Raw genomic sequence first — 22,202 nt, forward strand, 5'->3', positions numbered from 1 at the left:
GTACGTTGTCTCTGCCTGCTGTGGTGATGATTAAGAAGTGAAGTCGTCATTAATGAGCGGCATTTTGCTTAAACTTGCGTCAGTTGGCAACTTATTCAGAAACCAGACCGCATTTGATGATAAGAGAAGGTCGTGATTTTATTTCGACGCAAACGGTTTCGTCGGCGCGGTAGATTCTTTATAATGACGCCCGTTTCCCCCACTTGGGCACACCGAAAGCTTAGAAGACGAGAGACTTATGATGGAAATTCTGCGTGGTTCACCTGCACTGTCTGCATTCCGTATTAACAAACTGCTGGCACGTTTTCAGGCTGCCAACCTCCAGGTCCACAATATTTACGCCGAGTACGTCCATTTTGCCGATCTGAATGCACCGTTGAATGAGGATGAGCACGCCCAGCTTGTACGCCTGCTGAAATATGGTCCTGCTCTTCACAGCCATGCCCCTGAAGGCAAACTGCTGCTGGTTACGCCTCGCCCTGGCACCATCTCCCCGTGGTCTTCTAAAGCGACTGATATTGCCCACAACTGCGGCCTGCAACAGATTAGCCGTCTGGAACGTGGCATTGCCTGGTATGTAGAAGCCTCTACGCTGACCGCTGAGCAGTGGCAGATGGTTGCCGACGAACTGCACGACCGCATGATGGAAACGGTTTTCTCTGCGCTGAACGATGCCGAAAAACTGTTTGTCCATCACCAGCCTGCGCCGGTCTCCAGTGTTGATCTGCTTGGTGAGGGACGCCAGGCGCTGATCGACGCTAACCTGCGTCTCGGTCTGGCGCTGGCGGAAGACGAAATCGACTATCTGCAGGATGCGTTTACCAAACTGGGACGCAACCCGAACGACATTGAACTGTACATGTTTGCGCAGGCTAACTCCGAGCACTGCCGCCACAAAATTTTTAACGCTGACTGGGTTATCGACGGTAAACAGCAGCCGAAGTCGCTGTTCAAGATGATCAAAAACACTTTCGAAACCACGCCGGACCACGTGCTGTCTGCCTATAAAGACAACGCCGCGGTCATGGAAGGTTCTGAAGTGGGCCGCTACTTTGCCGACCACAAAACCGGCCGCTACGATTTCCATCAGGAGCCAGCCCACATTCTGATGAAGGTTGAAACCCACAACCACCCGACGGCTATCTCTCCGTGGCCGGGCGCGGCTACCGGCTCCGGCGGCGAAATCCGCGACGAGGGTGCAACCGGTCGCGGTGCAAAACCGAAAGCCGGGCTGGTGGGCTTCTCCGTTTCCAACCTGCGTATTCCTGGCTTTGAACAGCCGTGGGAAGAAGACTTTGGTAAGCCGGACCGTATTGTTACTGCGCTCGATATCATGACCGAAGGTCCGTTGGGCGGCGCGGCGTTTAACAACGAATTCGGTCGCCCGGCGCTGACCGGCTACTTCCGAACCTATGAAGAAAAGGTCAACAGCCACAACGGCGAAGAGCTACGCGGTTACCATAAACCGATCATGCTGGCGGGCGGGATCGGTAACATCCGTGCCGATCACGTGCAAAAAGGTGAGATCGTCGTTGGCGCCAAGCTGATCGTCCTCGGCGGCCCGGCGATGAACATCGGGCTTGGCGGCGGGGCGGCCTCCTCTATGGCTTCCGGCCAGTCTGATGCCGATCTTGATTTCGCTTCGGTACAACGCGACAACCCGGAAATGGAACGTCGTTGCCAGGAAGTTATCGACCGCTGCTGGCAGATGGGCGATGCGAACCCGATCCTGTTTATCCATGACGTTGGCGCAGGCGGTCTGTCTAACGCCATGCCGGAGTTGGTAAGCGATGGCGGTCGCGGCGGTAAGTTCCAGCTGCGCGATATTCTTAGCGACGAGCCGGGTATGAGCCCGCTGGAAATCTGGTGTAACGAATCCCAGGAGCGCTATGTGCTGGCGGTTGCCGCTGACCAGCTACCGCTGTTTGACGAACTGTGTAAGCGCGAGCGCGCGCCGTATGCGGTGATCGGTGAGGCCACCGAAGAACAGCATCTCACACTGAGCGACAGCCACTTCGATAACCAGCCGATCGACATGCCGCTGGATGTGCTGCTGGGTAAAACCCCGAAAATGACCCGCGATGTGCAGACGCTGAAAGCCAAAGGCGACGCCCTGAATCGTGGCGAAATCTTGATTGCAGATGCGGTTAACCGCGTGCTGCATCTGCCGACTGTCGCTGAGAAAACGTTCCTCGTGACGATCGGCGACCGTACCGTTACCGGCATGGTGGCGCGTGACCAGATGGTTGGTCCGTGGCAGATCCCGGTAGCCAACTGCGCGGTCACCACCGCAAGCCTGGATAGCTACTACGGTGAAGCGATGTCTATCGGTGAGCGTGCGCCCGTTGCGCTACTGGATTTCTCGGCCTCTGCGCGTCTGGCGGTAGGTGAAGCGCTGACTAACATTGCGGCAACGCAGATTGGCGATATCAAACGCATTAAACTGTCGGCTAACTGGATGGCGGCTGCGGGTCACCCCGGTGAAGATGCCGGGCTGTACGAAGCGGTAAAAGCCGTTGGGGAAGAATTATGTCCGGCGCTTGGCCTGACTATTCCGGTGGGCAAAGACTCTATGTCGATGAAAACCCGCTGGCAGGAAGGTAATGAGCAGCGTGAAATGACTTCGCCGCTGTCGCTGGTGATCACCGCCTTTGCCCGCGTGGAAGACGTGCGCCACACGATAACCCCACAGCTCTCTACTGAAGACAACGCCCTGCTGCTGATTGACCTCGGTCTTGGTCACAACGCGCTGGGCGCGACGGCGCTGGCACAGGTTTATCGTCAACTGGGCGACAAGCCTGCCGACGTGCGTAACGTTGAGCAACTGAAAGGCTTCTACGACGCCATTCAGGCGCTGGTCGCGCAGCGTAAGCTGCTGGCCTACCATGACCGTTCCGACGGCGGACTGCTGGTTACGCTGGCGGAAATGGCCTTCACCGGTCACTGCGGTATTGACGCTGATATCCACTCGCTGGGTGACGATCGTCTGGCGGCGCTGTTTAATGAAGAGCTGGGCGCAGTGATCCAGGTTCGCGCTGCTGACCGTGAAGCGGTTGAGGTGTTGCTGGCACAACATGGCCTGGCAGATTGCGTGCACTATCTCGGCCAGGCGGTAACGGGTGACCGTTTCACCCTGAGCGCCAACGGTCAGCCGGTGTTCAGCGAAAGCCGCACCACGCTGCGCATGTGGTGGGCGGAAACCACCTGGCAGATGCAGCGTCTGCGCGACAACCCGGAGTGTGCCGATCAGGAACACGACGCGAAAACCAACGATGCCGATCCTGGTCTCAACGTTAAACTGTCGTTTGATATCAACGAAGATGTTGCCGCCCCGTACATCGCTACCGGCGCGCGTCCAAAAGTGGCCGTGCTGCGCGAGCAGGGCGTGAACTCCCACGTCGAAATGGCGGCTGCCTTCCACCGTGCGGGCTTTGACGCCATCGATGTGCATATGAGCGACCTGCTGGGCGGACGTATCGGTCTGGGTAACTTCCAGGCGCTGGTCGCTTGTGGCGGTTTCTCTTACGGCGATGTGCTCGGCGCAGGGGAAGGCTGGGCGAAGTCGATTCTGTTCAACAACCGCGTCCGTGATGAGTTCGAAACCTTCTTCCATCGCCCGCAAACGCTGGCGCTCGGGGTGTGTAACGGTTGCCAGATGATGTCTAACCTGCGTGAACTGATCCCGGGAAGCGAGCTGTGGCCACGCTTTGTGCGTAACCACTCCGATCGTTTTGAAGCCCGCTTCAGCCTGGTCGAAGTGACGCAAAGCCCGTCTTTACTGCTTGCTGATATGGTTGGTTCGATGATGCCGATTGCCGTTTCTCACGGTGAAGGCCGTGTGGAAGTGCGTGACGGCGCGCATCTGGCCGCGCTGGAGAGTAAGGGACTGGTGGCGCTGCGCTACGTTGATAACTTCGGTAAGGTGACCGAGACCTACCCGGCTAACCCGAACGGTTCGCCGAACGGAATTACTGCCGTTACTACTGAAAATGGTCGCGTCACCATTATGATGCCGCACCCGGAACGCGTATTCCGTACCGTGAGCAACTCCTGGCACCCGGAAAACTGGGGCGAGGACAGCCCGTGGATGCGTATCTTCCGCAACGCGCGTAAACAGCTCGGGTAATCAGCTCGATAACCTTTAAGCCCCTCTGTGTAAGGGGCTTTTTTTTGTCTGTCATTTTGTATGCCGCTATCCGACAATGCGTTTAAGTGTCGGGAAATCCCGACATAGGTGGGGTTACGTTGTCGCTAAAAAGAGACATTTAATCATATGATTTACAATGAATTTGTTTTTAACTGCTGCGGGTGTTGCTGATTGGCGACAGTAAGGGTGAAAAATAGCCAAAATTATTTTTCATGTGAATAAGAACATTTTCTATATTTATCATTGTGTTAATAAAGTGTTTTGAATATTGGCACAGATGCTGCATAATATTGCCCAGTGGCTCATTCACCTTCTTATGTCAGCCCCTTCGGGACGTGCTACATAAACTTCGAATGACGCACAACAAGGTGCCTGCCGTCCAACATCTGATATTAGCATCGCTCATATCAACCTTCGGGCGAAACGTCGAGTTAGGCACCGCCTTATTCCACAACAAAGCCGGGTTAATCCCGGCTTTGTTGTATCTGACGTTCCCCTCAGTTAGCATCAACCTATTCCTGTCCATTGAGAGTAACGCCTTGAAGCGCTGGTCTGTTTTCCCCCGATCTTTACGTCAATTGGTTACGTTGGCATTTTTGCTTATCCTGCTGCCGTTGTTAGTTTTGGCCTGGCAGGCGTGGCAAAGTCTGAATGCCCTGAGCGCACAGGCGGCGCTGACGAACCAAACCACGCTGATTGACGCCAGACGCAGTGAAGCGATGACCAATGCCGCGCTGGAGATGGAGCGTAGCTACCGGCAATACTGTGTGCTTGATGACCCAACGCTGGCTAAGGTTTACCAGAGCCAACGTAAACGCTACAGCGACATGCTGGATGCTCATGCGGGCGTGTTGCCGGATACCAAGCTTTATCAGGCATTGCGTCAGGACCTCAACGATCTCGCGCAGTTGCAGTGCACCAACAGTGGTCCTGATAGCGTGGCGGCGGCGCGGCTGGACGCTTTCGCCAGTGCCAATACTGAAATGGTACAAGCGACGCGCACGGTCGTCTTTTCTCGTGGGCAGCAGCTACAGCAGGAAATCGCCGAACGTGGGCAGTTCTTTGGCTGGCAGGCGCTGGTGCTGTTTCTTGTCAGCCTGGCGATGGTGTTGCTGTTTACCCGCATGATAATCGGTCCGGTGAAGGGCATAGAAAAAATGATCAATCGTCTGGGGGAAGGGCGCTCGCTGGGCGATAGCGTATTATTTACGGGACCCCGGGAGCTGCGCTCCGTGGGGCAGCGCATTATCTGGCTGAGCGAACGTCTCTCCTGGCTGGAGTCACAACGACATCAGTTTTTACGCCACCTCTCCCATGAGCTGAAAACGCCCCTGGCGAGTATGCGCGAAGGTACCGAGCTGTTAGCCGATCAGGTCGTTGGGCCGTTAACACCAGAGCAAAAAGAGGTGGTCGGAATTCTCGATGACAGTAGCCGCAACCTGCAAAAACTGATTGAGCAACTGCTCGATTACAACCGCAAGCTGGCGGATGACGAGGTTGAGCTTGAACGTGTGGAAATCGCGCCGCTGGTGGAAAGCGTTGTTTCTGCACATAGCCTGCCCGCTCGCGCCAAAATGATGCATACTGATGTTGCGCTTGCGGTGAACGCCTGCCTGGCAGAACCGATGCTATTGATGAGCGTGCTGGACAATCTTTATTCCAATGCGGTGCACTATGGCGCTGAATCCGGTAACATTTGGATCCGCAGCAGTTTGCATGGCTCAATGGTATACATTGATGTAATGAATACCGGCACACCGATTCCAGAAGCAGAACAGACCATGATCTTCGAGCCTTTTTTCCAGGGTAGCCATCAGCGAAAAGGGGCGGTAAAAGGAAGCGGGTTGGGGCTGAGCATTGCCAGAGATTGCATCCGCCGTATGCGGGGCAAACTGTATCTGGTTGATGAGCATGCGCAAAACGTTTGTTTTCGCATAGAACTGCCGCTATCTGCAGCGAAAAATCACTAAAATAAACCTAAGTCTGGTGAGTATGCCATACGTTGTTGTCCGAATGCTTAAACGACATTTTTTCCGTCGCGTCATCCTCGCAAGCCTGCCGTGTCTGGCGCTGGTAGGCTGCGTCCCGAACGCGGTGAATCATATTATCGGCGACCCTTCGCAGGAGAAAATTCCGCCTCATCAACTGGCGGACTACCTTGCTACCGACTGTAGCGATATCTGGTCGCTGTCTGGTCAGCCCACAGAGATCAATCCGCTGTACTGGCTGCGGGCGATGGATTGCGCCAATCGCCTGATGCCGGTACAGGCGCGTAGTGAAGCCAGCACGATGATGCCTGATACCTGGCAGGGGGCTTTCAGGCGCGGGATCCTGCTTGATAACGCCAACATTACGCCGCCTGAAAGGCGGGAGACGGTTACGCGCCTCGACGCATTAAGCCCGCAAATTCCGCCACAGGTACGGCCGCTGTATCAGGTCTGGCGCAGCAGTCAGACGTTGCAGTTGCAACTGGCCGAAGAGCGTATGCGCTACAGCAAGCTTCAGCAGGCATCAGACAGCGATCTTGATACGTTACGTCAGCAGCAACAACACTTGCAGTCTCAGCTCGATCTCACGACCCGCAAGCTGGAGAATCTAACCGATATTGAACGCCAGCTTTCCACGCGCAAACCTGCCGGTAGTTACAACCCTGATGCGCCGCACGGGAACGATAAACTCACCCCACCTGATAACGAGGAAGGCGCAGCGTCGTCTGCCGATGAGGTCACGCCATGATAAGCCGTAAGCCCGCGCATCTGCTGCTGGTGGATGACGATCCCGGCCTGTTGAAATTACTTGGAATGCGCCTGACCAGCGAAGGCTACAGCGTCGTAACCGCAGAAAGCGGGCAGGAAGGGTTGCGGGTACTGAACCGTGAAAAAGTGGATCTGGTTATTAGCGATCTGCGCATGGATGAAATGGACGGCATGCAGCTGTTTACTGAAATCCAGAAAGTGCAGCCGGGAATGCCGGTTATTATCCTTACCGCTCACGGTTCCATCCCCGACGCCGTTGCGGCGACCCAGCAAGGGGTGTTCAGCTTTCTCACTAAGCCGGTGGATAAAGACGCGTTATACCATGCGATCGACGGGGCGTTGGAACAGTCTGCGCCTGCCGCTGATGACAGCTGGCGTGAGTCCATCGTCACCCGCAGCCCACTGATGCTGCGCCTGCTGGAACAGGCGCGCATGGTGGCGCAATCGGACGTAAGCGTATTGATCAACGGCCAAAGCGGAACTGGGAAAGAAGTTTTTGCCCAGGCCATTCACAACGCCAGCCCGCGCAGCCACAAGCCCTTTATTGCCATTAACTGCGGCGCATTGCCGGAACAACTGCTGGAGTCCGAACTGTTTGGTCATGCGCGCGGCGCCTTTACCGGCGCGGTGAGCAATCGTGAAGGGCTGTTTCAGGCCGCGGAAGGCGGAACGCTGTTTCTCGATGAGATTGGCGATATGCCCGCGCCGTTGCAGGTTAAATTGCTACGTGTATTGCAGGAGCGAAAAGTCAGGCCGCTGGGCAGTAACCGCGATATCGATATTGATGTGCGGATCGTTTCCGCGACCCACCGCGATTTACCCAAAGCGATGGCTCGGGGGGAATTTCGCGAAGATTTGTACTATCGCCTCAACGTGGTGAGCCTGAAGATCCCGGCGCTGGCCGAGCGTACGGAAGATATTCCGCTGCTGGCAAACCATCTGCTGCGCCAGTCTGCTGAACGACACAAACCGTTCGTGCGCGCCTTTTCGACCGATGCCATGAAACGACTAATGACCGCCAGTTGGCCTGGTAACGTGCGTCAGTTGGTTAACGTGATTGAGCAGTGCGTGGCGTTGACCTCTTCGCCGGTGATCAGCGACGCGCTGGTGGAGCAGGCGCTGGAAGGGGAGAACACCGCGCTGCCGACCTTTGTTGAAGCGCGTAACCAGTTTGAACTCAACTACCTGCGTAAGCTGTTGCAAATTACCAAGGGCAATGTGACCCATGCGGCGCGAATGGCGGGGCGCAACCGCACCGAATTCTACAAGTTGCTCTCTCGCCATGAGCTGGATGCAAACGATTTCAAAGAATAAATCTGCGGATTATGTTAGTTTTATTCGATCAAAAGACAGGCGACCTTTTCAAGGAATAGCATGAAAAAGATTGATGCGATTATTAAACCCTTCAAGCTGGACGACGTCCGCGAAGCGCTGGCTGAAGTCGGCATTACCGGTATGACTGTAACAGAAGTGAAAGGGTTTGGCCGTCAGAAAGGCCATACTGAGCTGTACCGTGGTGCGGAATATATGGTGGATTTTCTGCCGAAGGTAAAAATTGAAATTGTGGTCACCGACGACATCGTCGATACCTGCGTCGACACCATTATTCGTACTGCCCAGACCGGTAAAATCGGTGACGGTAAGATTTTTGTCTTCGACGTGGCACGCGTGATTCGTATTCGCACCGGTGAAGAAGACGACGCGGCAATCTAAGCCGCGCCGTGCTTGCCGGATGGCGGTGTAAACACCTTATCAGGCCTACAATATCCCGTAGGCCTGATAAGCGCAGCGCCATCCGGCATGAGTAATTACAAGACTTTATGCGGGCCGAAGCATTCGTAATGAATGTTCTCGTTTTTCACGCCCAGGCCGATCAGCTGCTTCGCGGCAAACTGCATAAAGCCAACCGGACCGCACAGATAAAACTGCATCGCCGGATCGCTGATTGCGCCTTCCAGTTTGTTCAAATCCATCAGACCAACGCTATCAAACGCACCTTTCGCGCGATCGGCTTCGGTTGGCTCACGATACCAGGTGTGTGCGCTAAAGCGTGGCAGCGTTTTGCCCAGTTCATTCACTTCATCGGCAAAGGCATGTACATCGCCATTTTCTGCCGCGTGGAACCAGTTAACCTGCGCCGTATGATTCGCTTTTGCCAGCGTATCCAGCATCGCCAGCATCGGGGTTTGACCCACGCCTGCTGAAACCAGAGACACTGGGGTATCGGTCGCAACGTCCATAAAGAAATCGCCCGCAGGTGCAGCTAAGTGAACGACGTCGCCCACATTCGCATGGTTGTGCAGCCAGGTGGAAACCTGACCACCGTCTTCACGCTTCACAGCAATACGGTAGCCTTTGCCATCGGGTTTACGGGTCAGTGAGTACTGACGAATTTCCTGATGCGGGAAACCTTCCGGCTTCAGCCAGACGCCCAGGTATTGCCCCGGATGATATTCAGCCACTGCGCCACCGTCGACAGGTTCAAATTCAAAGCTGGTGATAAGCGCACTGCGTGGGTTTTTTGCCACGATGCGGAAAGGACGGGTACCTTCCCAGCCGCCATTTTTATTGGCATTTTCGCTGTAGATCTGCGCTTCACGGTTGATGAAAACGTTCGCCAGCACGCCGTATGCTTTGCCCCATGCATCCAGAACTTCCTGGCCTGGGCTGAACATTTCGTCCAGCGTTGCCAGCAAATGGCCACCTACGATGTTGTACTGCTCCGGCTTAATTTGGAAGCTGGTATGCTTCTGCGCGATTTTCTCAACGGCAGGCAACAGCGCCGCCAGGTTCTCGATATTGCTGGCATACGCGGCAATAGCGTTAAACAGCGCTTCCCGCTGATCGCCATTACGCTGGTTACTCATGTTGAAGATTTCTTTCAGCTCTGGGTTATGCGTAAACATGCGATCGTAGAAATGGGCGGTCAGCTTCGGGCCTGTTTCAACCAGCAGGGGAATGGTGGCTTTCACTGTAGCGATGGTTTGTGCGTCAAGCATACGGTCTTCCTTTATCTAAAATTTTAATGATGTATGTCAAATGCATCTTATAAAAAATACCCCTGCATTGTAAATGGTTCTTTGTAACTTTGCGTTGTAAAGGTTACATCGTGAAAAATCTGCATCACAAACCTGAAAAGAAATCCGTTGAAATTCAGCAGACCTTTGTTCTCCAAAGCCTTGCGTGCCGTGAAGGTAATCGTTTGCGTAAAATCCTTTGTCAAGACCTGTTATCGAAGAATGATTCGGTTATACTGTTCGCCGTCGTCCAACGGGACTGCCTTTTTAGGCCGAAATTCTATTGTTAGCTGAGTCAGGAGATGCGGATGTTAAAGCGTGAAATGAACATTGCCGATTATGATGCCGAACTGTGGCAGGCTATGGAGCAGGAAAAAGTACGTCAGGAAGAGCACATCGAACTGATCGCCTCCGAAAACTACACCAGCCCGCGTGTTATGCAGGCGCAGGGTTCTCAGCTGACCAACAAATACGCTGAAGGTTATCCGGGCAAGCGCTACTACGGCGGTTGCGAGTACGTTGATATCGTTGAGCAATTGGCTATCGATCGTGCAAAAGAGCTGTTTGGCGCTGACTACGCTAACGTACAGCCGCACTCCGGCTCCCAGGCTAACTTCGCTGTTTACACCGCTCTGCTGCAACCGGGTGATACCGTTCTGGGTATGAACCTGGCGCAAGGCGGCCACCTGACTCACGGTTCCCCGGTTAACTTCTCTGGCAAGCTTTACAACATTATTCCTTACGGTATTGATGAGTCCGGTAAAATTGACTACGAAGATATGGCTAAGCAGGCCAAAGAGCACAAGCCGAAGATGATCATCGGCGGCTTCTCTGCTTACTCCGGCGTTGTTGATTGGGCAAAAATGCGTGAAATCGCCGACAGCATTGGCGCATACCTGTTCGTTGACATGGCGCACGTTGCGGGCCTGATCGCCGCAGGCGTTTACCCGAACCCGGTTCCACACGCACACGTAGTGACCACCACCACCCACAAAACCCTGGCAGGTCCGCGCGGCGGCCTGATCCTGGCGAAAGGCGGTGACGAAGAGCTGTACAAAAAGCTGAACTCCGCGGTGTTCCCAAGCGCACAGGGCGGCCCGCTGATGCACGTGATCGCGGCGAAAGCCGTGGCGCTGAAAGAAGCGATGGAGCCTGAGTTTAAGGTTTACCAGCAGCAGGTTGCCAAAAACGCCAAAGCGATGGTGGAAGTGTTCCTGAACCGTGGCTACAAAGTGGTTTCTGGCGGTACTGAAAACCACCTGTTCCTGCTGGATCTGGTTGATAAAAACCTGACCGGTAAAGAAGCTGACGCCGCACTGGGCCGCGCTAACATCACTGTTAACAAAAACAGCGTGCCGAACGATCCGAAGAGCCCGTTTGTGACTTCCGGTATCCGTATCGGTTCTCCGGCTGTGACTCGCCGTGGCTTTAAAGAAGCGGAAGTGAAAGAGCTGGCTGGCTGGATGTGTGACGTTCTGGACAACATCAATGACGAAGCCGTTATCGAGCGCGTCAAAGGTAAAGTTCTGGATATCTGCGCACGCTTCCCGGTTTACGCGTAATTCTGCTTAACGCAAAACGAAAGGCCGCTGATGCGGCCTTTTTTAATGCCTGATAGCGCTGCGCTTATCAGGCTGCTATCACAACGACTTCAGCGGCACGCTTTCATCGCATAGCGCTTCCTCGCTTACCACTCGTCCTGAATGAATTAACTTACGCAGTGCGCGCACTTCGCGTCCATTGTTGAGCGCTACTGCGCCAATTAGCTTCCCATCATGCAGTTGGAACCAGATAGCCTTGCCGTCATCCGGATTGCCACGACATAACCATGTTTGCCCTTGCATATCGCCAACAAATTGCAGATTGTCATTAAATTGGTCGGTCCAGAACCAGCCTGGCGTCTTCTCCGGCAACGGCAGATTAAGCATTGCGGCAGCGGCAATCTGTGCCTGGTTATTGGCATTTTCCCAGCTTTCTACTCGTTCTAACGAACCGTCAGGCTGGCGCGTTATCGCCACATCACCGGCGGCGAAAATCGCGGGATCGGAGGTGATGCAGGCGGAGTCAACGATAATACCGTTAGCCGTCTCCAGCCCCACTTCGCGAGCCAGCGCATCATTCGCCACGATACCGATGCCATAAACCAGCGCATCGGCCTGTAGCGTCTCGCCGTTTTGCAGGGTAAGCGAGAGAAACTCTCCCGCTTCAGCGTGCTCAATGGCGCTGTTGAGCAGCACCCGCCCCCCTGCCTGTCGGTGGCGGTTTAGCAGATAGTCGCGCACCGGAGCTGGGGCGTTGCGACCCATTACCGTTGAGGCCAGCTCCACTAACGTCACCCGACAGCCGCGTTGGATCGCGCTGGCCGCTAATTCCAGGCCAATGGTGCCCGCACCGACAATCACAATCGACTTGCCCGGCAGCAAGGCACCGCACAGACGCTCGGCATCTGTGGCGTGACGCAGGGTAAAGCAACGTTCGCCCAGTTTATCCAGTAGCGGCAGCGGTCTGGCGGCGGCCCCGGTCGCCAACAGCAACTGCGACCAGCGGTAGGACTGACCATCGGCGAGCATCAGCGTGCGCGAGGTGCGGTCAATCTGACGCAGCGTGATGCCAAGATGCAGCTGTACGTTGTTCTCCAGCCACCAGTCAGCGTTCAGGATCGGCTGTCGCTGTGGATTTTCGTCCAGCAGCATCGCTTTGGAGAGCGGAGGGCGTTCATAGGGCAGATACGGCTCATCGGAAAACAGATGCAATTCGCCGTTAAATCCTTGCTGACGCAGTGCGACGGCGGCCATTGCCGCAGCCTGACCACCGCCGACGATAGCGATAACTTTATGGCTCATAACGCCTCCTCAGAGATCCAGTCCGGCGGCAACGTGACGAATACCGCGAATGCCCAAACCGGCATCGGCATTGATCATCACGCCACTCAATGTGCGATTGTTGCGCTTTGACGCCAGCATCACATACGGGCCGGTAAAATCCGCTGGCTCAGGAAAAAACTGCAACGGCAAAATGGCGGCGATTTTTTCCGGCGTCAGCGACTGCATAATCGACGTATCGCCCTGGCCCAGCGCCTGTGGGCCGCGCAGATCGGTCGCCATGCCGCACGGACCGACGCCGTTGACGCGCACCTTTGGCGCCAGCTCGTAGGCTAACTGGCGAATCAACCCGGTGGCGGCATGTTTAGAGGCGGTATACAACGGACCGCCGCCGCCGGGATACCACGCCGCGTTGGAAAGGGTAAAGATGATGTTGCCTTCGCTGACGATAAGCGCAGGGGCGCAGGCTTTTGCGCCCAGCAGATAGCCCAGCACGTTGACGTTAAACAGCTCATGAAAGCCGCTCTCCAGCGCGTCTGCTGGCGTATTGACCAGCGAGGCGTTGTGATCCCATATCCCGGCGTTGCCGATCAAACAGTCCAGGGTGCCGTAGCGCGCCAGAATTTGATCCACCGCGCGCTGATAGTCGGCGTAGCAGGTGACGTTGCCTTCTACTGCCAGCACATGTTCGCCAAAACGTTGGCGCAGGCTGGCGACTTTGGTTGGCGAAAGTTCCAGCGTGGCGACCCGCGCGCCTTCCTCAATGAAACGCTCGACCAGCGCCAGGCCAAGACCGGAGCCGCCGCCGGTGATAAAGATCACGTTATCGCGTAAATCGCTCATCTCGCGTCCTCTGGAATATCAACGAACACATCGCTACCTTCCACGTACACCGCGTAGGTGGTCAGCGGATCGGTGGCAGGTAAACACAACGCCTTACCGGTTTTCAGGCAGAAACTGGCGGCATGCAGCGGGCATTCCACCGTCGCGTCGTCTTCCAGATAACCTTCCGACATCGAGGCATTACCGTGGCTACAGCGATCGTTAATGGCATAAAACTCGCCGCCAACGTTGAACAGCGCGATGACGGGCGAAGTGTCGAGCCGGAGCGCTTCACCCTCCGGCAAATCCCCTACGGGGCAGGCATAAATACGACTCATCAGAACAATACACTCAGGTTATGGGAGGTGATCACCGCTTGATCCAGCACGATCTCACGCTCCAGTAAGCGCCACTCATCGCCCGGTAAACGGCGCACTTTGTCCATGCGCATGCCGACGTAAAAGGTTTCATCGCGCTCTTTTTGCGCGCGATACAGCAGATAGTTAAGACGCACGGCGAATACATCCGGCACTTCGGTTTCACTGACCTGGCAGTTGCTGATCAGGTGCCGGGTACGCGACGGCGGCTCCTCTGCCCAGGCCATTCCGGTTTCCAGTCGCGCAATACGGCGTTCAAGCTGATCTTTGTTGTCGTTAAAAATCCAGGTGGTTGGCGGCTGCACGCCTTTGCGACGGTCGCGCGTCTGGGCATTGACTGTTGTGCGCATGGTATAGCGAATGTCGTCATCCAGCTGTGCCAGCCAGTCGCGAAACTGCCAGTCATCCAGCAGGCTGGCTTCATGGTAGAGAAACTGCGTAATGCGGTGATGCAGTTCCAGGGAAACTAAAGCACTCATTTCATCACCTCCTGCTGGTAAGCGGCGGTTTTTTCCTGCACTTCCTGCCAGCTTTCGCTGCTGAGTAAATCAGCCCAGCGCTGATACATGCCGCGGGCGGCGGTTTCTGAGAAGATGTAGTTGGTGATCCCCGGAATGCCGTCTTCACGACGTTTCTCCTGACCTAACCCCATTTCCAGGCACAGTTTGCTATTACGCGCCCGATAGCCCTTCAGAAGTTTTTGAATTTCACACCAGTTTTCCGAGTCGTCCTGTTCAAGGAATCCGGCGGGGCCAAAAGCGCGCGTAGCGCTGTTTTCAAATGCGGCTTTCACTTCATCAGAGGCGGCTTTATCGGTAATACAGAACGCCCACACTTCAACCTGATCAGGACCGCGCGGATGCCAGACGCGCAACGTAGCGGTACCATTGAGCCAGGAAAGCGTTGGAAAAATGTTGTTGTGACCGGCCAGACGCAGAGCACGAACCTTACCCAGACGCTGTTCAGCTTCTGCGTAGGTGTCGCGGTAGTAGCTGGAGACTTCGCCGTCGACCCACACGTTGGCATCCGGCTTTTCGGTAAAGAAGAAGCCGCTGCCGTGCCCGTCCTGGCCGAACTGTAGTGCATCTTTGGCGGTTTCCCACACCGGGCGAGCGGTTTGTCCGTCACCGAGGCGTTTATCGCTACCGTCGTCTTTTGCCCCCAACACCTGCACAGCGGAGGCATGACTGAACAATGCGTGATACTGATCGCTGGCAAACTGTTCGGCGGGAAATTTCCAGTTACAGTCGATGGTCCACTTCTGTACGCCGCCGACGATTTCTGTGCCGCCTTCGCGGCGGTCAAGCACACCGTCGAGATACCACGCGATGTCGCCGAGATAATCGCGTAGCGTGGGCGCGGTGGTGTCCCAGTTGCCGAAAATCAGCCCTTTATAGCTCTCTACGCTAGGAACTTCGTTCAGTCCCCAGTGCGATTTGCATAGCCCTTGCGGGTAAGCGCGAGGCTCCAGCGGGACGTCGATCAGCTCGCCATTGATACCGTACGACCAGCCGTGATACGGGCAGGTAAAGGCGCGAGTGTTCCCGCAGTCGGCGTAGCTGACGCGCATCGCCCGGTGGCGGCATTGGTTGAGAAACGCTTTGATGCTGCCGTCTTTCTGGCGAACCACCACGACCGCATCCTCGCCCATGTAGGTGTTAAAAAAATCACCGGCTTTGGGGATTTGGCTTTCGTGGGCGAGAAATAGCCAGCAGCGCCCGAAGATGCGCTCCAGCTCCAGTTGGTAAATTTCTGGGTCAGTATAAATCCGTGGGGTTACACGACCGTTTTGCGTGTCGATCAGTTGGTAGATGTCTAAATTTGAGGGTGTGGTCATATTTTTTAATCCTGAAAGATAAGATGTATTGACCTTCTATTTTTGTGCCATAAGGATGTTGCTGGTTAGTTATCAATCTGTGAAATAGTAAATTTCTACCAGTTGAGACATTTTTTCGATAACAAGGAGAAGGGCATGGAACTGAGGCACTTACGCTATTTTGTGGCGGTGGCGCAGGCGCTGAATTTCACCCGGGCGGCAGAAAAGCTGCATACCTCTCAGCCGTCGTTAAGCAGCCAGATCCGCGATCTGGAAACCTGCGTGGGCGTTCCGTTACTGGTGCGGGACAAGCGAAAAGTTGCGCTGACGGCGGCGGGGGAGTGCTTTTTACAGGACGCGCTGGCGATCCTTGAGCAGGCGGAAAATGCCAAAGTTCGCGCCCGTAAAACGGGGCAGGAAGATAATCATTTCGCTATTGGTTTTGTCCCTTCCGCTGAGGTGAATTTGCTCCCGAAAGTGCTGCCCTTATTTCGTTTAAAACAACCGGATACGCACATTGAGCTGGTAAGCCTGATAACCACCGAACAGGAAGAAAGGATCCTCAACGGAGAACTGGATGTGGGCTTAATGCGTCACCCGGTGTACAGCCCGGAGCTGGATTATCTGGAGCTGATTCATGAGCCGCTGGTCGTGGTGTTACCGGTGAATCATCCGTTAGCCAATGAGCAAGCGATCTCCGCAGAACAGTTACACGGCGTAAATTTTGTCAGTACCGATCCCGCTTATTCCGGGGCGCTAGCGATGATTGTCAAAAACTGGTTTCAGCAGCAGAAAAGCCAGCCCAATATTGTGCAGGTAGCGACCAATATTCTGGTGACCATGAATCTGGTCGGCATGGGGCTGGGGGTGACTTTGATACCCGGTTATATGAATAATTTTAATACCGGGCAGGTGGTTTTTCGGTCAATCGTCGGTGAAGCGCCAACGCTGGCATTGTTGATGGCATGGAAGAAGGGCGAGCTAAAGCCCGCCCTGCAGCAATTCATCGAACTGGCACAACGCCAGAGGATAGAGTAACCGCTATTTCACGAGAACGGTAATCGTGGCTGTACCGCTAAATTTACCTGGGGCTGGCGTTCCACCGAGGAGATTGATCGGCCATGCCTCCAGGCTGATGACCCCCCGGCTGGAAGGATGGATACCGATTAACCCATTTGTGAACGGGATATTGATGTGGGTGTCGTCGATACGAGCCATTCTCACGCCGATGTCTGGGGTATTATCGGCCTCCCGGCGGCGGGCGACTAATGTGTACTGATCAAGCAGATCATCGCCATCAATCCTCATTTCCATCTTATTGTTGATGCTTGATGTATCGCCACAGTCGTAGACAATATCAAAATTGACTGGTGTATAGCCGTCCGGCATCTCATTACGAGTAGTGAAACGGCTGGTGTTGATATAACCGAGATCGACCTGAATGACGTCGCCCTGGTTGATTTTACAGTCCTGAGGCACGGTAATGCTCCCCTGGATGCGCAGTTCGGCGATATCTCCCAGGCTGCTCATTGACGGAGGGGAGGTCGTCGTGCTCCATCCTGCCCGTACGGAGGCGATTGGGGTATCTGGAATCACCAGTTCACCTAAGAAGGGTTTGGTGACGTACAGCGTAAAACGGGTACGTGCGCCTATCGTCACCGGCGCGGCGCGATTCTCCGCCGGATCGTCGGTACACACGCTGCCTTTGGTGTTGTTTATTTCATACGAGCCATTTTCTCTCAATGGGTCACGGTTTGTCGGTAAGACGGCTGTGGCGCCGGGAATATCGTCAACTTCGGTTTTAATATCCAGATTATCATTCAGATGGTAAAAGCCGCTGAGTTGACCGATTTTGGGTAGCGCGCTGGTGACCGTATAGAACAACGCCACTTTGCTACCCGCGCCACAGTCGCAATCAATTTGATAGGCACCGCCTGAGAGCGGTGTCGGCAGCTCCAGCGAGGTTCCGGCGACGTTCTGGGCTTGTGTCCAGTCGCTGGAGACATCGGCGTTAAAGCGACCTGCTGCGGCGCAGGACCCGTTCTCCGCGTAGACCGGGGCGATAGATAGCGCCAGCAGCGCGGCGGCAATCCCATTTTTCATCCACGAATTCTTTATTGACATAGTGCGTTCCCATTATGTATTGCGGCGCTGCGAGCGGCATCTTCCTGCAGGCTGAAGGTAAACTGGCACTGTTGATCAGGCTGATTGCCCCAGCGCACGGACCACCTCTGCGGCTGATTGTTCACGCCGGTGATATACAGCACGCCGCCTTCATCGACGATGCTTTGCTGCGTCTGGCTGCTGGCTACTGCGCCGAAGGGCAGCGCATTCCCTCGCGCATCGGTGAGTTTCAACAGCACGCGGTAGCCGGTCTGGGCAATAAAGTGCGCCGTTACGGCGGCACCGCGATTAGGCACCACGGTACGCACGGTTTCGGTCACATCGACATTATCCGGCATCATAGTGGTATCGAGAGAGATGGCGTTTTCCTGATACGCGGTCAGATAGGGGATAATGGCATAGCCAAAATAGTCGGTGGCGATGCCCGGATAGTTTTTCACCCGGATACCTGCCGCGCCGTTGGCGTCAATCAGCGCAAAGGCATTACCCAGCGGCTGCGACAGCGTCACGCCGTGGGGATGGGCGACAATACCGCCGGAGAGGCCGTAGCTCATCTTCTGGCTATCGCTGCTGTAGTCGTAGCCCGCATTCATGGTGCCATAGGCAGAGCGATAGCTGCCGTACAGGCTGCTGCTATCACCGCCGCCGCCTTCGCTTTGCCGCTGTTTGAGGCTATAGCTCAGTCGACGGTCTTCCAGCAGCGAGCCGTTGATACCCACTTCGTGCTGTGTGGCGCGATCGCGTTGATCGGTGGTGCGCCAGGTTGCCCGCGCATGCGACAGCCAGCGATCCAGCGGTACGCTCAGGCTGAGCGACAGCGTGCGATCGTTGTCGCTGTCCTGCGAATCGGTGAACTGGCCGCTGAGGTTATAGCTCACGCCCCATAGATTGCCGTTCAGGCCGATGGACAGGTTTTTATCCTGCCCCCCGCGATCCCAGTACTTCTGCTGCGAGCCGGAGGCGTAGAAGCTGATACCAGAAAACAGCGACTGGCTGACGGTGAACTGAGCTTCATTGCGCAGGCGGTCGTCGGCGCTGATGTCCTTCTGGTTGGCGTCGGAGAAGTTGAAATAACCGCTGCTGGTGTAGCGATAGTAGCTTACTGACACGCTGGTGCCGCTTTCCGGTAGATCTTTGATGTACTGGGTACGCCAGCTGTAGCCGTGATAGTTTTCATCGTTATCAAGCTGGGTATCCGCACGGCTGACATCCATCGATACCGCTCCAAGTTCGCCGAGTGTAGAGCCGAGACCCAGCGCCAGCGCCCGATAGTCCTGCGAGGCATTCAGGCCACCGTACAGGGTCAACACGTTGTTCAGGCCATAGCTGGCGGTGCTTTCAAGGAACTCCGGTTCGTTGCTGTCCTGCGAGCTGGCGGCGCGAAAGCGCCCGGCGGTGGCGCTGTATTTGAGATATCCCGGCCTCTGCATCTGCGGTAGCGCGGAGAATGGCTGGACGAAGTGCCGCACGCTACCGTCGGCCTCTTCGATAGTGACGTCTAAATCGCCGCTGAAGGAAGAGGGGTAGAGGTCGTTGATTTCAAAAGCGCCGGCCGGGACATTGCTTTGATACAGGGTGTAGCCGTTTTGCCGTACCGTGACGATAGCGCTGGAGTTGGCGATACCGCGAATGGTCGGCGCAAAGCCGCGCTGGCTGTTGGGCAGCATGGTTTCATCGGAGTACAGCCGCACGCCGGTAAACTGATAGCTGGTGAATACTGTGCCTTCCGTTGCGCTCTCGCCCATTACCAGCTGCGATTTCAGACTTTTGATATCCCGCTGCAACCAGCTATTAATGCTCTCCCAGCGTGTGTCGTTATCGTTGTGCGTCCAGGTGGAATAATTGCGCAGCCGCCAGGGGCCGATATTGGCGCCGTTTTGCATATTCAGATACTGGTGCTGGGTGTTATCGCTTTCGTATTGGTTCTGCGAGCCGCTAAAGGCGTAGTTGGTAAACAGCACCGGCATACCGTCGTCCCAGCGGGAGGGGTCAATATAGCCGCGGGCGTCGCGGTACAATGCAATCTGCGGCACGCTGAGATTCAGCCGGCTGTGGTTGAAGTCGAACTGAGAGACGCTGCCGGGGATGGCCTGCGCCAGATCGGCAATTATCGTACGGTTGTCCTGCTCAGCAAGCTGCGGATAGTTGTCGATCTTAAAGCCTAACTCACGTAGCTGCCCAAGGGTGAACTGAGGAATCAGTTGGTGGTCTTTACCGGCGATGAACGGCAGCGTACGTTGTACCGTTTTCTTTTTATTAATATAAATATCAACAATATATTCACCAGGGAGCTGGGCGTTATTCTGAGAAAATACGTTGAGATCCACTGCCCGCTGGCCACTTTTCTCCGTTTCCAGCAGCGCCGGGTCAAAATAGAGATCGCTGGCCCAGGCCTGGCATGCGCTCAGGCATCCGCTGACAATCGCGCAATGTATCCAGAAAGAGAGCCGTTTCGTGGTTAATAAATGCGGTGTTAATTGCACCATTTCGCTTGTCATTCCTTGAGAGCTATTATCGTATGGTCAACATGGGGTACGGCTATTGCAGCGTTCGGGTTTCCGTTTTGGTGGCCCCGCCGTAGTCGTTAATGGCTGCCCACTGCACCGTTTTCCCTGCAGAAGCGGGAACCTCGATCTGTTTATGCTCGCCGGGAGCGATATAGTCGATTTTACTGGTGAGATCGGTTTTCCCGAGCGCAATACCGGCAAAGACGACGTGATAAGCCGATGGGTTATAGATGTCTAACTTATTATTGCTATATTTATATTGGAGAGATTTATAGGCATCGTAAGGTTTACCCGTTAAATTGGCTGGCCGATAGAACAGTTTGATACGCGTTTTAAATACCAGGGTCAGCATATTATTATCGCTGTCGGCAGACTGGCTTTTTGCCGGGATCGCGCGGACGTTAATAAAGAAAAGTGATTCTTTGTTATTAATGATGTTTTCAGATGATTTAATTATTCGTAGTGATGAATCGCTGCCCGAATCCAGACGAAATAGCGGTGGCGTAATAATAAAAGGACCACGCGCCGTTCCTTGCGCATTATCGACCCACGACTGTAATAAATAGGGCAGGTTTTCGCTGCGGTTAGCCACCGGCAGGGCGGCCTCTTTTTTCCCGGCATCGTAGATGACGCGAGTTCTCTCTAGCACAATTCCACCCGCGAGGCACTGGCTGACCCAGCCGCCAAGCAGCATCGATAATACGAGAATAGTGTGTTTTTTCATCACAGTCATCCTTAACCAGACGTCAGAAAACGTCTCTTTCCGTCCTTGCTGGAAGAAAAGAGACGACGTACGGGAATTAGCGGTAGTCTATGGTGACATCCACGTTGGCGTTGGCTTCCCCAGGGGTGATCAGTGATGAATCAACGGTGGAGACGTAATAGGCTTGCAGCCCTACGGTAGTGGTGCCATTGGCGTCCGGGGTAAAACTAACTTTCGGCGTGGTGAGCTTATTCAGTGACATTTGCTTGCCGTCGCTGGCTCTGTCGATACGGATACCCACGCCTGTTGCGGCGGTATCCAGGCCGCTAACGGCGACCAGAGCGTCGTGATCGGGCGCAGTCACGGTGCTGCCTGTGCGCGTTTCCAGCCACAGCTGGAACGAGTTGTCCGTTGTACCATCAACGTGTTTCCACGTGGTGGTTGGGCAATTTTTTAACGGAATATCAACCGGAATCGCCGGGGAGCGGTCGCCAATTTCTTTAAACTGCGCGGCGGCGTAGTGACCCAGTTCCACCTTGATGACGTCGCCATTAGAAAACTCACAGGTGCTGGTTAGAATTTCACCCGTAAATTCAATGGTGCCATCTGTCGCCCATGCGCTTCCCGCAGAAAGTGCTATCAGGCTAACTGCTATAGATTTTGTAATTTTGTTCATTAAATTCCCTCTTATCCGATAAACCTATTGACAATTAAATTTATGAAAACATACAGGTTAAAATTAATTGCGGGGCGATGGTATTCGATATTCGTGCATAAGCAAGTTAAGGCGTGATGTTTTCAGATTATATTTATTAAAAATAAGAAAATTAACTGTCATTGTATTAAATAATATTAAATTAGTGAGGGGTGAAATATTATAATAACGAATGTTTTTGCTAAGTATTATACTCGTGATGATATTAAGCCCTTGATATTTAGTTGCGTGTTTTTTAGCTAATTTTTCCCTTCCTTGCATTCCTGTTTACTCATCCCATTACATCTTCTGCTGTAAAATTGTACAGGTGTAAATGATTGTGGATTCGGATAGCCAACAGTGTTGGTTAAAAGTGATGTTTGTCACAATTATCTGGTAAATGTGAACAGTAGTACT

At 54.5% G+C, this 22,202-nt stretch carries 17 protein-coding genes; 7 read left to right on the forward strand and 10 right to left on the reverse strand.

Annotated elements, in window-relative coordinates:
• Positions 1-238: 238 nt before the first annotated feature.
• From purL to glnB, 5 genes are all read left to right on the forward strand, one after another.
• Complete coding sequence (purL, locus tag HVZ52_RS05850) at positions 239-4,126, forward strand: phosphoribosylformylglycinamidine synthase (RefSeq protein ID WP_181598984.1); 3,888 nt, start codon at positions 239-241, stop codon at positions 4,124-4,126.
• Between the two features lie 560 nt (positions 4,127-4,686).
• Complete coding sequence (gene qseE, locus HVZ52_RS05855; RefSeq protein ID WP_181599273.1) at positions 4,687-6,117, forward strand: two component system sensor histidine kinase QseE/GlrK; 1,431 nt, start codon at positions 4,687-4,689, stop codon at positions 6,115-6,117.
• A gap of 22 nt (positions 6,118-6,139) precedes the next feature.
• Positions 6,140-6,883: a two-component system QseEF-associated lipoprotein QseG gene (gene qseG, locus HVZ52_RS05860; RefSeq protein ID WP_181598985.1), complete on the forward strand. Its 744-nt coding sequence runs from the start codon at positions 6,140-6,142 to the stop codon at positions 6,881-6,883.
• Positions 6,883-8,217, forward strand: coding sequence for a two-component system response regulator GlrR (gene glrR / locus HVZ52_RS05865; protein ID WP_304412487.1), 1,335 nt, complete (start codon positions 6,883-6,885; stop codon positions 8,215-8,217). Before qseG ends, glrR begins: the two co-directional genes overlap by 1 nt.
• 60 nt (positions 8,218-8,277) lie before the next feature.
• Positions 8,278-8,616 (forward strand): nitrogen regulatory protein P-II, encoded by a 339-nt coding sequence (gene glnB / locus HVZ52_RS05870; RefSeq protein ID WP_002914032.1) that lies wholly within the window; start codon positions 8,278-8,280, stop codon positions 8,614-8,616.
• A gap of 95 nt (positions 8,617-8,711) precedes the next feature.
• Here glnB and hmpA read toward each other — a convergent pair whose 3' ends face one another.
• Complete coding sequence (gene hmpA, locus HVZ52_RS05875; protein ID WP_181598986.1) at positions 8,712-9,902, reverse strand: NO-inducible flavohemoprotein; 1,191 nt, start codon at positions 9,900-9,902, stop codon at positions 8,712-8,714.
• Positions 9,903-10,228: 326 nt separating this feature from the next.
• On the opposite strand from hmpA, the gene glyA reads away from it, so the two are divergent.
• Entirely contained in the window at positions 10,229-11,482 is a 1,254-nt protein-coding gene (glyA, locus tag HVZ52_RS05880) for a serine hydroxymethyltransferase (protein ID WP_003835277.1), read from the forward strand.
• 78 nt (positions 11,483-11,560) lie between these two features.
• Here glyA and hcaD read toward each other — a convergent pair whose 3' ends face one another.
• The 5 genes from hcaD to hcaE are packed head-to-tail and all read right to left on the reverse strand — an operon-like array spanning position 11,561 to position 15,778.
• Complete coding sequence (gene hcaD, locus HVZ52_RS05885; protein ID WP_181598987.1) at positions 11,561-12,763, reverse strand: phenylpropionate dioxygenase ferredoxin reductase subunit; 1,203 nt, start codon at positions 12,761-12,763, stop codon at positions 11,561-11,563.
• Between the two features lie 9 nt (positions 12,764-12,772).
• Entirely contained in the window at positions 12,773-13,585 is an 813-nt protein-coding gene (gene hcaB / locus HVZ52_RS05890; protein WP_181598988.1) for a 3-phenylpropionate-dihydrodiol/cinnamic acid-dihydrodiol dehydrogenase, read from the reverse strand.
• Positions 13,582-13,902 (reverse strand): 3-phenylpropionate/cinnamic acid dioxygenase ferredoxin subunit, encoded by a 321-nt coding sequence (gene hcaC / locus HVZ52_RS05895; protein WP_016154025.1) that lies wholly within the window; start codon positions 13,900-13,902, stop codon positions 13,582-13,584. The genes hcaB and hcaC overlap by 4 nt, the downstream gene beginning before the upstream one ends.
• Positions 13,902-14,420, reverse strand: a complete 519-nt coding sequence (gene hcaF, locus HVZ52_RS05900; protein WP_016154024.1) for a 3-phenylpropionate/cinnamic acid dioxygenase subunit beta — start codon at positions 14,418-14,420, stop codon at positions 13,902-13,904. Before hcaF ends, hcaC begins: the two co-directional genes overlap by 1 nt.
• A complete protein-coding gene (gene hcaE, locus HVZ52_RS05905; protein ID WP_181598989.1) occupies positions 14,417-15,778 on the reverse strand; it encodes a 3-phenylpropionate/cinnamic acid dioxygenase subunit alpha in 1,362 nt (453 codons plus the stop codon). The genes hcaF and hcaE overlap by 4 nt, the downstream gene beginning before the upstream one ends.
• Positions 15,779-15,913: 135 nt before the next feature.
• Between hcaE and hcaR the strand changes: the two genes are divergently transcribed.
• Positions 15,914-16,795 (forward strand): DNA-binding transcriptional regulator HcaR, encoded by an 882-nt coding sequence (gene hcaR / locus HVZ52_RS05910; RefSeq protein ID WP_181598990.1) that lies wholly within the window; start codon positions 15,914-15,916, stop codon positions 16,793-16,795.
• A gap of 3 nt (positions 16,796-16,798) precedes the next feature.
• Here the strand turns inward: hcaR and HVZ52_RS05915 are convergent, their stop codons facing one another.
• From HVZ52_RS05915 to HVZ52_RS05930, 4 genes are all read right to left on the reverse strand, one after another.
• Positions 16,799-17,881, reverse strand: coding sequence for a fimbrial protein (locus HVZ52_RS05915; protein WP_181598991.1), 1,083 nt, complete (start codon positions 17,879-17,881; stop codon positions 16,799-16,801).
• Positions 17,872-20,367 (reverse strand): fimbria/pilus outer membrane usher protein, encoded by a 2,496-nt coding sequence (locus HVZ52_RS05920; protein WP_181598992.1) that lies wholly within the window; start codon positions 20,365-20,367, stop codon positions 17,872-17,874. Before HVZ52_RS05920 ends, HVZ52_RS05915 begins: the two co-directional genes overlap by 10 nt.
• A gap of 52 nt (positions 20,368-20,419) precedes the next feature.
• A complete protein-coding gene (locus HVZ52_RS05925) occupies positions 20,420-21,112 on the reverse strand; it encodes a molecular chaperone (protein WP_049041542.1) in 693 nt (230 codons plus the stop codon).
• Positions 21,113-21,188: 76 nt separating this feature from the next.
• Positions 21,189-21,767 carry a fimbrial protein gene (locus HVZ52_RS05930; RefSeq protein WP_049270012.1) on the reverse strand — a complete coding sequence of 193 codons (579 nt, stop codon included), beginning with the start codon at positions 21,765-21,767 and terminating at the stop codon, positions 21,189-21,191.
• Positions 21,768-22,202 lie beyond the last annotated feature (435 nt).

The sequence above is a fragment of the Citrobacter sp. RHB36-C18 genome (genome assembly GCF_013814485.1).
Classification (GTDB): Bacteria; Pseudomonadota; Gammaproteobacteria; order Enterobacterales; family Enterobacteriaceae; genus Citrobacter; species Citrobacter braakii.